This window comes from Sporomusa termitida (assembly GCF_007641255.1).
GTDB classification, from domain to species: domain Bacteria; phylum Bacillota; class Negativicutes; order Sporomusales; family Sporomusaceae; genus Sporomusa; species Sporomusa termitida.
The window spans coordinates 3,417,787-3,431,169 of sequence record NZ_CP036259.1; the positions used below are offsets into that span (position 1 = coordinate 3,417,787).

The following is a 13,383-nucleotide window of genomic DNA, read 5'->3' on the forward strand; positions in this document are numbered from 1 at the left end:
AGCAGTGTTGATCGCAAAAAAAGAAAAGGCTAAAGATGTCAAAACATCTTTAGCCTTTAGCTTATTTGCTAATCAACCAAATGAATTTGTTTGCCGTTACGTTGCAGTATAAAGTTTTTCATAATCTTGTGAATTCAGTATACTATCAATTACTCTCCATGTCAATTCATGTCAGCGGGTGGATGGAACGGGGGGGTAAGTAGCCCGGAGGAGTTCCACCCCCAGGCTCTCTCAGAACCGTACTTGAGCCTCTCGACTCATACGGCTCCCATCATCTAATCATTGGAATAATTCCCATTTGCCAGTGGCTGAAAAGACTAGGTTCACACTGCGCTATTTTTGCCAACCAGTTTTGCGCTTGCTTTGGGCGGCCATTGACTCGCTTGTACTTCTTTGCTACCCATCTAATTAAGCTCTGGTTTAATTTTTGCAGGATTGGATACATCGCAGACCTATAGAAGCGGCCATAGTAGTTAACCCAGCCTCTATAATCTTCGTCTTATCTGGATGAAGTTCAAGTCCGCATTCTCTAAATCGCTGGTCTAGTTTACCGAGTAGCTTTTTTGCCTCTTCTTTGGTTTTGCAGTGGATTATTCCATCATCTGCATATCTTGCCCATGGATTTTGTGGATTGTTTCGCGCCATCCATTTATCAAATGCATAATGCATAATTAGGTTCGCTAGTACCGGACTAATTACCCCGCCTTGTGGCGTTCCCGCTTTTCTCACCATTATTTTTCCATCTGCTGTTTCAAATGGGCTTGCTAACCATCTCCTGATGTACAATATTATCCACTTACAATCCGTATGTCTCGTTACTGCCCGCATGAGTAGCTCATGGTCTATCGTGTCAAATAAGGCCTTGATATCATACTCCAATACCCAATCGTATTCCGGCTGATCCCTTGTTCGCTTTTACCTGTTCGTATGCTTGTTTTACTGCTTCTCGGGGAATTACAAACGATTTTGTTTTGTCCATTAGTTCCTCCCTATTGGTTGACCAATTTTCAAAACCAGATAACATGGCTCCTTCGCTCCGCTTTCATTTCAAAAGTTTCCTCACTACTACGAGCTATTCCGCCCCTATACCCCGCATCCGTACTTTCCTCCTTTGCGGGGTCTCCGCTTGGAGTTTTCCTTTCTCATCAGGGTCGTAGGTTCCCACGTTCCTAACTAAAGCCTGTACCACATTCACGCCGCCTCTATACCGGTCGCCCTCTGGTCGGTAATCAGGTTTCCTCCAGACTCTTCCCAGGATACCTGTCTGCTCCTGGTTTTGACGACTCCTGCAAGTTTCGATACTTCAACAGCGGTTCATTTTTATTCGTCTCCATTGGCACTTACCTGACAAACTCTTAGTTCGCCTTTTCCGTAACGCTCACTACCATGGCTTTTGTCCACAGCAGCTTACGGTGGTTTGAGTCCTCCACCTGAATGGCGGTTCGGAGGGCCTTCCTCCATCTCTAGTTAAGCTTAGCGATGCTTGTTGTTCTCAACCATCGCCTTCGTGGCGCACGACAGGTCATTTGTCCCCAAAAAGCTCTGTTAAATGACAAACAGGGAGCGCCTGGCCGTCATACCGATAAAACCAGTTACAAACCCCCGATATTACCGCGGTTATCCCATAAAAAGGCAGCATTGATGTCTATGCCACTGGCAGGTGCAGCCATATGACTGCCGCTAGCATAAACCACCAGATCAGTGAACTGCATTTGGTAAGAAACGTGCAAAATATCATACGCGAACATTTAGGAGCAGTCCTTGCTGATGTCCTAACTAAGCTGTCCTTACTAATGGATCAGGATAACAACGATTAAAATACACATAATAGAGAGTCCAACCAACGCCTAAATTGTAGTCCAGACTCGTCACAGAACACCTATAAGAAACTGCTGCAGCTTTTGCTTTTTTGTTTTTTAATACATAAAAAAACACTCCCGGTCCGATCATAAAACGGGGAGTGACTCGCAAGCGGCGAAGCCTTTTTTTCTTTTTAAGGTGTGTAGCTGCCAATTAAGCCTCAAATTCTTCCGTCAATACGACAGCCCGCCAAATTGGCGGGCTTAGCGTTTAATCCTCCACAGCGGTAAGCCACCGCGGTGCAAACACAGGTGGCTCATAGGAATCAATATAATCTAAAGCCGAAGAAATATCACCGGTCACAAAGTATAGTTCCTGGCATTCCGTTTTGGCAAATTGCTGAGCGATGATCGTCTCAAACTGTTCCAGCAGATTGTCATAGAAATGGTTGATATTCAAAATGGCAACCGGTTTATTATGATACTGCAGCTGCTTTAAGGTTATGATTTCCAGAATTTCTTCCAGGGTACCGTATCCTCCCGGTAAGGCGATAAATGCGTCGGAACGTTCGTCCATAGCTGCCTTTCTTTCTCTCAGGCCTTTTGTGACAACAAGTTCATCACACCGGTCATATACAATTCCCTTAACATTTAATGCCGCCGGAATGATCCCGATAACATGCCCATGGTGCTGATGCACCGACCGGGCACAGGCCCCCATCAGGCCGGTGAGCCCGCCGCCAAACAGGAACAAATGCCCTTTCGCTGCAATTTCGCGGCCCAAAGCTGTGGCTGCATCGAAATAAACCGGATCGATAGCCCAACTGGAAGAACTATATACGCAAATAACTTTACTCATCGCTACCTTCTCCATTTTGCCAAAGTATAAAAAGCGCAAACACCTATTAAACTACCACCGTCTGTTCAAACTGTCCACAGCCGGCTTGTCTGTGCGCGAGCTAACATACCGCCGCAATCTATACAGTCATATTATATACATTATTTCACACTAATTATAGATAGGATTTATTGCTTACGCAACAGTTCAACGGCGGCCTGGCCTAATAAAGCGGTCGCACTAACTAAGCTTTCCTCGTCAAAATCAAAACGCGAATCATGATGCCCGGCTGCCAGTTCGGTACCAATCATCAGGTAGGCAGCCTGCCCGCCCTGCTGCTGTACCCGTTCCATGAAATAGGTACAATCTTCGCTGCCGCCGATGTTTCCTGCCGGCAATATACTTGCAAACAGGTTGCTTTTTTCAGCAACCTGCCGCAAACGCCTGACAAGTATCGGATTATTATCGCAGTTAGCGGCACCGCCCATCGGCGACAAATCAAGTTTAACTTCATACATCGCGGCTGCTGCCGCCAGGATACGAAGCGCTCTCTGGTACATATAATCGTTGATTTCGCTGGTAGTCCCGCGGGTTTCAAGCTTCAATACCGCCTTGTCCGGTATGACGTTGCGGCCTGTTCCGGCCTGCAATACGCCGACATTGATACGCGAAGCACCTTGGCTATGGCGGGAAATAGCGTGCAGATTAAGGGCCGCCGTGGCCGCCGCCAATAATGCATTGTGTCCGGTTTCCGGCGCTGCGCCGGCATGGGCGGGCACACCGGTATAGACTGCATCAAGTTTCGTCGTCGCCAGGAAGCCTACCGTGTTACAAGTCATGGTGCCTTTTTGCTGCAACCCTATCCCCAAATGCAAGCCGACAAAGAAATCCACATCATCTACAATACCGCGCGCAACCATCGCTTTCGCGCCGCGTACCCCTTCCTCGGCCGGCTGAAAAATCAGCTTTACCGTCCCGGCCAGTTCGTTTTTCACTTCAGCCAGAATTTCGGCCAGGGTTAAGCCGATCGCGGTATGCCCATCATGCCCGCAGGCATGCATCGCTCCCGCATTGACTGAAGCAAACCCGTCACGCCAAGGCCTGTGCTCCGCCAGCGTAGCTTCCACTACCTCATTGGCATCCATATCAAAGCGGAAGGCTACCACCGGCCCCGGTTGAACGAAGTGCAGCACGCCCATTACCCCGGTTTTACCACCCTGCATTCTGCCTACCCAGTTGGGATCAGCCCCCTGGGCTATAGCTCTTTCCTGCTGGTTGATCAATTCCTGCGGGGACGGTACTCCCATCATAACCTCAGCATCAATCACCTCTTCGCCCACTGCCACTTGATAGCCGAGGCGGGTTAAGGTTTCAGCCACGATAGAGGCGGTACGAAATTCCGTCCAGGCTGTTTCTGCATGTTTATGTAAGTCGCGGCGGCAATTGACAAGCTGCTCCTGTTTTGCTTTCACTAATTCCAAAATGTCCGTATTCATTCGTTACTCTCCCTCGTCCAATAAGTTACGCCTGACTATTGGGCATTATGTGTAATACGTGCAGAATTTCCTATTGTAATCTTGGTAAGATAACGCAAGCCGTACACCGCTGGGCGATGTACAGACTTGCCTCTTTTCTCCTGCTATCAATACATCAAAAGGGCCATACCGATAATCATAGCTCCCACCACCGGCAGCCAGTTACGTTTTGTCACTTCCATCGGATTTACGCCGGCAATACCGGCTACAATGATAGTTGCGCCGGCAATCGGCGACATCGTGCGCCCAAGCGTACCGCCTAAGGTTGCCATACTGCCCATTTGCTTAATTTCCATGCCAAAATCCGCTGCATGCGGCGTAACTGCCTGATTGAAAGCCATCGTCGCTGCATCGCCGGAACCAGTGATAAAGCCCAGAAGGAAAGGCCCGACGGCAGCACACACCTTGACGATGGCCGGATTATTGAGCATAGCGTCAATAAAGGCCTTGACTAACCCCATTGAGGTCAAGCCCGACACAAATACCCCGGCCGCAATGATAATGCCGATTATTTCACCATATGCTTTGCCCATACCGTCAAAAAAAGCATTGCTAAGACCGACAGGATTTTTCCTGGTAACTAAAAGGGACAGAGCACTGCCGATAATCATCGCCTGCGGCACATCAGTTTTTAAAGAGGGCACCAGGGTAGCCCCTAACAGGAGAAGCAGAATCGGAAACATCGGCATCAGGGCATAAAGCAGATTCACTTTAAAGGAGTTATCCACTTCCAGACCTTCCGCATGGTAGCCCTTGTGTTCTTTTTTATAGTAGGCAATAGCGGTAATTAAAATCGCCGCCACAATCAGTGACGCAATATTGGCTTTGAATTGAAAGGCAATTACTTCCATAACTCCTATGCCGGCAATTTTTGCCACAACCGGATTATGGGCCAAGCCGGGATTAAGCATACTGCCGTATGTACCACACTTGACCGCTGCTGCCGCCATGGCCGGATGCACGCCGGCAGACATCATCAGCGGCACAAAAATTGCGCCTGCCGCCGCTGCTGTTCCTGCCGCACTCGGCAAAGCCACATTGACGGCATAGGTGGCAACCACCACGCCGGGAATCAAAAGCGGGCGAACTTTTCCCAACCCACTGGCCATCAGATTGATTAAATGTTTGTCACATTCGGTAAACCGCATAACCATAGCAAAGCCCATAACCGAACATACAGCCTGAATCAGGCCGGCATTTGTCATGTCTTTGGCAAAAGCGTTCAAAGCAGCCATCGGGGTGCCAGCCACACAGGCCATAAGAACACCAGATACTAAAAGCACTAAGCGCGCATCGTAACGTTTGACTAAAAAATAAATCGTAATAATGACCAAAATCACACCAATTGTAAGCATCATAGCAAACACTTCTCCCCTTATCGCTGAATTTCGTTACGCCTTATTTCTGCAGCCTTCTCCTTTCCGTGATTTTTCAAATTAGGCAAACCGAGTAAACAGTACGCCGTCATTCCATTTTCAGTCTATTTACGGATATTTCCTTAAATAGTAATTTAAAAACGAGTTTTACCTCGTACAACAAAAGCCCTCGTATAAAATACGAGAGCTTCATTGCTATGTACTATACTATACTTGCTTTTCTGGCCACTGTCAATATCTTTTAGGATGAATTTATCTTGATTAGGTACAATGCGCCAGCAGTAACTGTACATTGATTTTATAGAGTTTGCGCGGCCGTCCCTTGGCAATCATCTCTTCTCCGGCAAATTCAGCCAAACCATTCTCCACCAAAATAGTCAAGATTCTTCTGGCGCTGCGCGACGTAATGGTCAGATAGACGCCTAACTCCTCCGCCCCAATAGTATCCTTATCCAGCTTATCAATCACTGCCAGCAAACGATTTACCGTTGTGACGCTGAGGTTTAGCTGATCAGCCACCCGCTTGCAGGACGCAGCATCGGCCTGCACGGAATACTTAAGGTGGACTGCCGAGCTTAACGGGCCGATCACTTCCCGGTCATCATTAACCGCCAGCCATAATCCCTTGCCTTTCTGCTGGGCCATGCCCAACGCGCGAAATGCATTTTGTTCGGCATCATAGGCCGTAACACCGAAACCAATACCGCCGCTGACTGCAGCCTTTACCTGGCAGGATATTTCTTCCAGTATCGGAATAATAGTAAGCTCATTAGTGCTGTCTTCCAGTATGCCCCGGGTAGAATACAAAGTGTACTGGCCATCGCCCCGGCTTACGAGCGAACCTTTCAACATTTCGGCATAGTCGATTAAAATCTTGTATAAACACATTTCCATGCGTTTCACATTATAGCTTGAACTGGCCCGTACTATATTATCGTATTCATCAATCGCAATTTCTTGTATCGCCAGTTGAGTTCCTTTAAATCGTTGCGCCAAACAGGAATTTATTGCCACATCCAGTGTGGTGCGAATATTACTCCGTGTCGTCCAGACACGGATAACAGGTACCCCTAGTTCTTTTAATCTTTCATAAGTTGCCAAAAAACAAGTGACGGCAATATCGATCTTGCCGGCCTGCCAGAGTTCATAATGATGATTCGCAAAATCCTTGGCCGAAACCACATCGGCAAAAGGCTTAACATATATGGTAGGCAACGGTAGATTGATATCCTTAAAAGTTTCTTCTACATCGGCCTGGTTATATGTATCAAAGCTAATCCTATGCAGCTTCAATTTTTTAATATACGTGATTTCAAACAAGGCCCGATATAAACTGCAACCGGTATGGGGGATATAAAACACCGGCTTATGTGTGGCTACAGACAGTGCATAGTGGTATGGCACAATACCGGAAAATAACCACATATCAAACTCCGGGCAACGGGCCCGCATAATCTCGGGAACCTGCGCTGCGTCCTGATAGACGATAACCTGCGGCGCTAAGATATCGTTGCGCTCCGCTGCTACCGCATAGGCTAAGGACACCGAATCGGAAGGCCCGACAATAGCTAATCGTATTTTTTCCATGTATGCTTTTATCTCCAGTTCTTTTCGCTCTCAATGGTACAGCCTGTAAAGACCGCCCGCATTCTTGTTAAAGCTCTACCGTGTACTTTTACTCACTTTTTCCATTATAACCGATTTTCATATTTTGCGCATATAGCCTTACCTTCTTCTTTAGTATCAACAAAATACGGGCAAAGAAATAAAGCCCGGGAGAAGAGCTGCCTTGTTGCAGTTATTCTCCCGGGCTTTTATCCCTCCGTGCTCCAGTCCGTAGACTGTCGTTTTCTCTCGGACCAGACCAGCGAACTGCGGAACCCTAGAAAACTATTTATACCATTGGCTAATATTATACGCGGTTGGTTTGCGTTATCAAGGCTTGTTCCTTTATAGACTGAAACCAAGAACCTAAAGCCAACTGTTCACGTCAACACGGTATTTGGATACGTCCCCTCCCAGTTCCAGCAGCACTGCGGCCGCAATTAACAGGGATGTCCTGTTAAGCGCTTCCTGGGCCGCACCGGCCACATGAGGCGTCATCAAGCAATTTGGCAGAGAAAACAAGGGATGCTCCGCTCCGGGCGGCTCAGTGTGCAATACGTCCAGGACCGCTCCCGCTATTTGGTTATGAGTCAAGGCTTCATACAGCTCTTCCTCATTCACAACACCGCCCCGCGAGGTATTGATGACATAGGCGGTGCTCTTCATCCGGGCCAGAGCCGCCCGGTCTATCAAGTTGCTCGTACTGGGAAGCAGCGGCACGTGCAGACTCACGAAATCCGACTGCCGCAGGACCTCCTCCTCGGACACCAGCGTGATCCCCGTCAAATCAGGCGCAATATCATAAGAAGTCAAGCGGGGGTCGCACCCGATCACGTTCAGCCCCAGGGCTTTAGCTTTGATTCCGGTCCGGTGTCCGATCTCGCCTATGCCGATCAGTCCCAGGGTTTTACCTTGAATTTCTGTGCCGCCAAAGCACTTGCGGTTCCAGCCGCCCGCTTTTACATCGGCAGATGCGGCCAGAAGCGGCCGGCTAATCGTCAGAATGGCAGCCAACACGTATTCTGCTACCGACACGGCGTTTGCATTTTTGGCGGTGACAACCGGAATTCCGTGCGCAGCGGTTGTGCCCAAATCGATATTATCCAAGCCGACGCCCAGCCGCCCGATAATTTTGATATTTTTCAAGTCATACAGCAATTCCTTGTTTACTTTCGTCTGGTTACGCACAATAAGCGCCTTGGCCTTGGCAACCGCTGCTTTCAGCCGTTCCACATCTGACCATAGCGACGGATCGTATTGAACCGAGTACCCGCTTTTGCGTAAGACCTCTAGTCCTGGCGCCCCCATAGCTTCGGTAATAATAATGTCCATCCTGGTATAAGCTCCTCTACATTGCGGATATTTAAAAATCAGCCCGCCTTTACTTGACTATTCCCAATTGGGTCGCCAGGTTGCCGTAATAAGCGGCTTCCTGGGTTACAAATTGATTAAAATCGGCTGTATTCAAGTAAGAAGGCTCCATTTTCATTGTTTTGAGTTTCGCTTGGAACTCAGGGTCCTGCGCCAGTTCGGCCAGCGTATCGCTCCATTTTTTCACAATGGCCTCCGGCGTACCCTTCGGCATGCTTAACCCGGTCCACCAAAAAGCGGATAAATCCTTAAATCCCTGCTCTGCAGTTGTCGGCACATTCGGGAAGAAGGGGCTACGGTCGGTACTGGACACAGCGAGAATTTTCAAATGTCCCGAGTTTACCATTGTGGCCACTTCGCTGACAGGATGCACGGCAAGCAGCGCATTGCCCCCTGCTATCAACGGCAGCGAGTCTGCCGTTCCGTTCGTCACGATCATACGGGTTTTGCCAACGTCCACACCCAGTTGGTGTAGCCATTCAGCGGCTACATAGGTCGAGTAGCCGGCAACGCCGGATGTGGTCCAGCTTAGCTTCTCCGGATTTTGTTTAACCCACTCCGAAAACGAATTAAAATCATTCCACTGGGCATCAGATTTGACCGTAAACGCGGGCGCATCCTTGACGATTCGTGCAACCAGCTGCTGATCCTCCAGCTTGATGGCCGGATTCTTATAGCTGGCGGCCATCATGGACGTATTCGATACCACATTGGCAAGGACCGTATACCCGTCGGCAGGTTGTGCCAGCGCATACTGGGCCCCGACAGCGCCGCCTCCCCCGGTTCTGTTCACCACCGAAATAGGCTGGCCCCATTTTTTACCGACCGCATCGGCCACGGCGCGGGCCACCAGATCCACGCCGCCGCCGGCGGCATAAGGCACGACATATTCAATCCCCTTGGCAGGGTAATTGGCGGCCGCCTGCGGGGATGAGTCCGTATTCTTTCCCGGCGCACTCTGTTTGGAATCGACTCCGCACGCGGTCAGCATAAAGACCGCAACAAGGGCTGATGCCACCACGGCCAGTTTTTTTCTTTGCTGAAAAATTATTTTTTTCATGATAGTTCTCCTTTATATTATCAATTTTATATCCGCAATGTATTAAATATACCTGTTGCCATTACCCGCAAAACCATTCAGGACAGCGGGCTGATCTGCCCGCTTCCCTCCTGTTGCAGTCTTTGCTTTGTCCGCCGCACCAGCAGGCCCGAGATAACAATCATCAGAGCGGCCACTACCAGAAAGGCCAGCGCCAGCGGGCGGGTGAAGAATATCCCAAAGCTGCCGGCCGACATAGACATCGACTGGATAAACGACTGCTCCAGCATCGGTCCTAGAATAAAACAAAGGATCAGCGGCATAACGGGCCAGTTGAATTTATACAGGAAATAACCGACAAATCCGAACAGCACCGCCACCAGCACATCAAACAGGCTATTACGCACCGAGTAAGCGCCGATCACGCTGAGCATCAAAATCACCGGTCCCATAACGCCAAAGGGAACTCTTGTCAGTCGCGCCCATAAACCAATCAGCGGCAGGTTAAGCAGCAGCAGCGCAACGTTGCCGATGATCATGCTGGCGATAACCGTCCAGACAAATCCCCCTTGCTGGCTAAACAGCAACGGTCCCGGCTGCACCCCGTAAATCATCAGCCCCGCCAAAAGAACAGCCAAAGGCGGCGAGGCGGGAATTCCGAGCGAGAGTAAAGGAATAAAGCCCGCTGAACTAGTGGCATTATTGGCCGCTTCCGGTGCGGCCACCCCTTCGATGGCCCCCTTGCCGAACAGACTGCGGCGTTTGGAAAACTTTTTAACGATATCGTAAGACAAGAAGGACGTAACTGCGGCGGAGCAGCCGGGCAGCAATCCCATTACAAACCCGATGACACTTCCGGCGGCAATGGCGCCCGCGCTTTGCTTCAAATCGCTGCGGCTCGGATAAACGTTCCCGATTTGATCGGGAGAGATGGCGGTTTGCCGCTCGCCGATGTTCTTCAGCACTTCCGTGATCGCAAACAAACCGATAACGATGCTGACCATTTCGAAACCGCCCGACAAGGCATCAATTCCGAATTGAAAACGGAATAACCCGCTGAACGTTCCCAACCCGGCTAAAGATAGCATAAAACCGAACAAGCCCATAATAGCCGCCTTGACCAGGGAACCGCCGCTGAGGCCCGAGGTAACGGTCAGCGCCAGCACCATCACGGCAAAACGCTCCGGCGGACCGAACTTGATCGCTTGCTCAGCCAGAAAAGGAGCAAAAAACACCAGTCCTACGAGTCCGACCATCCCGGCGATGAACGAGCCAATGGCCGCAATCCCCAGCGCCGGCCCCCCTCGGCCCTGACGGGCCAGCTGATATCCGTCGAGGCAAGTCGGTACGGACGACGCCTCGCCCGGGATGTTGAGCAAAATCGCTGTCGTCGAGCCCCCGTACATGGATCCGTAATAAATCCCCGCAAGCATAATGATTGCCTGGGAAGGTTCCAACACCGAAGTTACCGGCAGCAACATGGCAATTGCCGAAGTCGGCCCCAAACCGGGCAATACCCCGACGAATGTGCCGATAAATGCTCCCAGTACGGCCATCAGCAAATTTATGGGAGTAACGGCGGTGAGGAAACCCTGTCCCAGAGAAATTATTGACTCTATCATCCATCACACCTGCCATCTGCCGGACGGAAGCGGAACATTCAGCCACTGAACAAAAATCAAATATAGCGAGGCCGTTAAAACGATCGCCGCCGGCAGCGACAAATACCAACGGAACAAACCGATCCAGTGGAAAAAAATCACCGATACGAAAAACGTGGCCACTGAATAGCCTGTCCATTGGATCAAAGCCACATAAAGAAGCAGTACCATCGGTACGCCGAAAATGAGAACAGGCGTTTTGGAAGCAGGAACGGCGTCAAAACCGGCAACCCGGTCCCCGCGAAACGCCAGAATGATCCCGAAACTAATGAGCCCGATTCCCACAGCTAACGGAAACAGATGATCACCACTGGAAACAGCTACCCGGTATGGATAAAGCCTGATGGCCTCGGTGAGGGACATCGCGCCGATCAGGACGGCAACTACGCCTGCTATACGGTCGGCTAATTTTACTTTCATATACAACCTACTTCCTTTTCTTATATACCTGTCTTGTTTCATCACGAACCGAAACCACAACTGGCAGCTGGCCCAAATCTACAAACCGCAGTTCTTGCAGACTAATTGATTTCATCACTCCTATTCCTTGTTGAGGCATCCTCAGGTAACCGGTAGTTATTGGCCATAGTAAGCGGCCGGCGTATGGCGCCTGTAGGAATGCGTTTTGTCTGGAAACTAAGCTTTGTGTTACTACTTATGTTTACACCTTCAAAAAAAATAAAAAGACTGAAAGCAAACGGATATTACCGCTTGGCCTTCAGTCTTCTGATCAACCTGACATTATTATATAATTCTTTTAAAAAAAATTCAATATGCAGCAATAAATTCTTGTGGTTTAACTTGTAATAATGTCACCTAAAACGAGTTGATGGTTTTTGTCTCCTGCTGCGATCATAGCTCCACCCGCCCCTGCGGACAATCAATGGTCGCAATGAGTCCGGGCCGCGTCCCCGGCGCAACCGGAAGCTTCAGGCCAAGGCTGTCCAGACTGGCAGCCGCCCCCGCCGCCTCCGGATGCTCGGCGCGCAAGCTCACCAGCAAAGCGCCCCCGGCGGCGGCAGGCGCGGGATGTCTTGTATCGCCCCAGTCAATAAAGGCGGGGATAATGCCATCGGCAACTATCACCCTCGGATTAGTCAACTGCCAGGAAAGCAGCTCGCCGCCAGGAGTACGCCGGCTCATTGCCATTACCTCGCCCAGAATTATACCCTGCTGTTTGGCCTGGCTCACAAAATGCGCAAGCTGACTGCCTTTAGCTACCCAGGTGACCAGCCGCGGCGCCGACAAGCTGTCGATTTGGAAGGGGCGGGGCTGCTCCGGCCCAGGACTTTCCGGGTCAGGGCCGATAATTTCCAGATAGCTGTCCGGTCCCAGGGAAATAAGGGCATTATGGGTTCCCCAGCCGGGATGCCGGCCCCCGGGGGTGGCTGTAATACCCAGCAGTTTTTCCAGCTGTTCAATACCAAAATTCAGGTCAGGCGTGGCATAAACAATATGGTCCACCTGGTCTCGCAACGTTTTCATCTACCCAATCCTCCCTTGGTTTCGACTGCATACTGCAAAAAATATTGTAACCGCTACAGCTCTATTCTTAGATTAAGATATTCTTGCCGCGACCGCAAATATCCTACCAGGTCTATTGGCGAACAGACGAATGCGGGCGACAGCCGTCGTTCTATCCTTAGAAGGATTGTGGGCACTTTTGCCTGCTGCCGATACTTCTGATGCTTAGGCGGAGGAAGCAACCGTTGTGCTTCCTAGCGCTGCTGCAGGAAAGTCATAAACTCCTGGTGGATATGGCTGCAGTCCCGCAAGCCCTGCTTGTAGGCGATTTCCGCCGACTGGCCCGATTCCAATGCTGTGAACGACTCGAAATCCATGACCAGCTCCAGCAATTCCGGATACTGGCCCGCCAGTTCCCCGGCCAGGGCCAGCAGCCGGTCCAGGATGGCGCCGACTTTACTGACCGTCTTACTGTATTCGGCATCGTTGGTGCCGGCCAGTTTGAGGATACTGTCCACCCTGACAAAAATATACTGATTAAAGGCCTCGTTTAAGATGCTTTGCAGCATAAGCCGGTCGTCCTGCCCGGCCCCGGGCTGCTGCGGCTCCCGGTCCCTCTCTGCCGGCAGGGCCGACACCGGCCCTGGGCAAGAAGCTACGCCGGCTGCCGTTAATTGTTCAGACATATATATATA

General features: G+C 50.2%; 12 protein-coding genes and 1 riboswitch. All 12 genes read right to left on the minus strand.

The window, feature by feature from the left end; genetic code table 11:
* Positions 1-271 precede the first annotated feature (271 nt).
* The 12 genes from SPTER_RS25960 to SPTER_RS16105 all read right to left on the minus strand — a co-directional run bounded on the left by SPTER_RS25960 (position 272) and on the right by SPTER_RS16105 (position 13,374).
* On the minus strand, positions 272-445 hold the full coding sequence (locus SPTER_RS25960; RefSeq protein ID WP_425474279.1) for a hypothetical protein: 174 nt from the start codon (positions 443-445) through the stop codon (positions 272-274).
* Positions 421-879 (minus strand): reverse transcriptase domain-containing protein, encoded by a 459-nt coding sequence (locus SPTER_RS25110; RefSeq protein ID WP_211367302.1) that lies wholly within the window; start codon positions 877-879, stop codon positions 421-423. The genes SPTER_RS25960 and SPTER_RS25110 overlap by 25 nt, the downstream gene beginning before the upstream one ends.
* Positions 880-2,070: 1,191 nt before the next feature.
* The gene (locus SPTER_RS16060; protein WP_144351302.1) at positions 2,071-2,658 is read right to left on the minus strand and encodes an LOG family protein; all 588 of its coding nucleotides are present in this window, start codon (positions 2,656-2,658) and stop codon (positions 2,071-2,073) included.
* A 167-nt stretch (positions 2,659-2,825) separates the two neighbouring features.
* On the minus strand, positions 2,826-4,133 hold the full coding sequence (locus SPTER_RS16065) for an amidohydrolase (protein WP_144351303.1): 1,308 nt from the start codon (positions 4,131-4,133) through the stop codon (positions 2,826-2,828).
* 146 nt (positions 4,134-4,279) lie between these two features.
* Positions 4,280-5,530, minus strand: coding sequence for a C4-dicarboxylate transporter DcuC (dcuC, locus tag SPTER_RS16070; protein ID WP_144351304.1), 1,251 nt, complete (start codon positions 5,528-5,530; stop codon positions 4,280-4,282).
* Positions 5,531-5,809: 279 nt separating this feature from the next.
* Entirely contained in the window at positions 5,810-7,135 is a 1,326-nt protein-coding gene (locus SPTER_RS16075; RefSeq protein ID WP_144351305.1) for a GTP cyclohydrolase, read from the minus strand.
* 214 nt (positions 7,136-7,349) lie between these two features.
* A riboswitch (guanidine-I (ykkC/yxkD leader) is annotated at positions 7,350-7,445 on the minus strand.
* Positions 7,446-7,519: 74 nt separating this feature from the next.
* Positions 7,520-8,485, minus strand: a complete 966-nt coding sequence (locus SPTER_RS16080) for a hydroxyacid dehydrogenase (RefSeq protein WP_144351306.1) — start codon at positions 8,483-8,485, stop codon at positions 7,520-7,522.
* 49 nt (positions 8,486-8,534) lie between these two features.
* Positions 8,535-9,584 (minus strand): tripartite tricarboxylate transporter substrate binding protein, encoded by a 1,050-nt coding sequence (locus SPTER_RS16085; RefSeq protein ID WP_144351307.1) that lies wholly within the window; start codon positions 9,582-9,584, stop codon positions 8,535-8,537.
* A gap of 77 nt (positions 9,585-9,661) precedes the next feature.
* On the minus strand, positions 9,662-11,185 hold the full coding sequence (locus SPTER_RS16090) for a tripartite tricarboxylate transporter permease (protein ID WP_211367303.1): 1,524 nt from the start codon (positions 11,183-11,185) through the stop codon (positions 9,662-9,664).
* 3 nt (positions 11,186-11,188) lie between these two features.
* Entirely contained in the window at positions 11,189-11,644 is a 456-nt protein-coding gene (locus SPTER_RS16095; RefSeq protein WP_170233304.1) for a tripartite tricarboxylate transporter TctB family protein, read from the minus strand.
* A 432-nt stretch (positions 11,645-12,076) separates the two neighbouring features.
* Positions 12,077-12,709: a VOC family protein gene (locus tag SPTER_RS16100; RefSeq protein WP_211367304.1), complete on the minus strand. Its 633-nt coding sequence runs from the start codon at positions 12,707-12,709 to the stop codon at positions 12,077-12,079.
* Between the two features lie 233 nt (positions 12,710-12,942).
* Positions 12,943-13,374, minus strand: coding sequence for a hypothetical protein (locus tag SPTER_RS16105; RefSeq protein WP_144351309.1), 432 nt, complete (start codon positions 13,372-13,374; stop codon positions 12,943-12,945).
* Between the last annotated feature and the right edge of the window lie 9 nt (positions 13,375-13,383).

Bases quoted from the DNA above. Each gene is read 5' to 3' on its own strand.
- SPTER_RS16075 (WP_144351305.1), bottom strand. From the start codon at position 7,135: ATGGAAAAAATACGATTAGCTATTGTCGGGCCTTCCGATTCGGTGTCC.
- SPTER_RS25960 (WP_425474279.1), bottom strand. From the start codon at position 445: ATGTATCCAATCCTGCAAAAATTAAACCAGAGCTTAATTAGATGGGTA.
- SPTER_RS16100 (WP_211367304.1), bottom strand. From the start codon at position 12,709: ATGAAAACGTTGCGAGACCAGGTGGACCATATTGTTTATGCCACGCCT.
- SPTER_RS16065 (WP_144351303.1), bottom strand. From the start codon at position 4,133: ATGAATACGGACATTTTGGAATTAGTGAAAGCAAAACAGGAGCAGCTT.
- SPTER_RS16060 (WP_144351302.1), bottom strand. From the start codon at position 2,658: ATGAGTAAAGTTATTTGCGTATATAGTTCTTCCAGTTGGGCTATCGAT.
- SPTER_RS16090 (WP_211367303.1), bottom strand. From the start codon at position 11,185: ATGATAGAGTCAATAATTTCTCTGGGACAGGGTTTCCTCACCGCCGTT.
- SPTER_RS16080 (WP_144351306.1), bottom strand. From the start codon at position 8,485: ATGGACATTATTATTACCGAAGCTATGGGGGCGCCAGGACTAGAGGTC.
- dcuC (WP_144351304.1), bottom strand. From the start codon at position 5,530: ATGATGCTTACAATTGGTGTGATTTTGGTCATTATTACGATTTATTTT.
- SPTER_RS16095 (WP_170233304.1), bottom strand. From the start codon at position 11,644: ATGAAAGTAAAATTAGCCGACCGTATAGCAGGCGTAGTTGCCGTCCTG.
- SPTER_RS16105 (WP_144351309.1), bottom strand. From the start codon at position 13,374: ATGTCTGAACAATTAACGGCAGCCGGCGTAGCTTCTTGCCCAGGGCCG.
- SPTER_RS16085 (WP_144351307.1), bottom strand. From the start codon at position 9,584: ATGAAAAAAATAATTTTTCAGCAAAGAAAAAAACTGGCCGTGGTGGCA.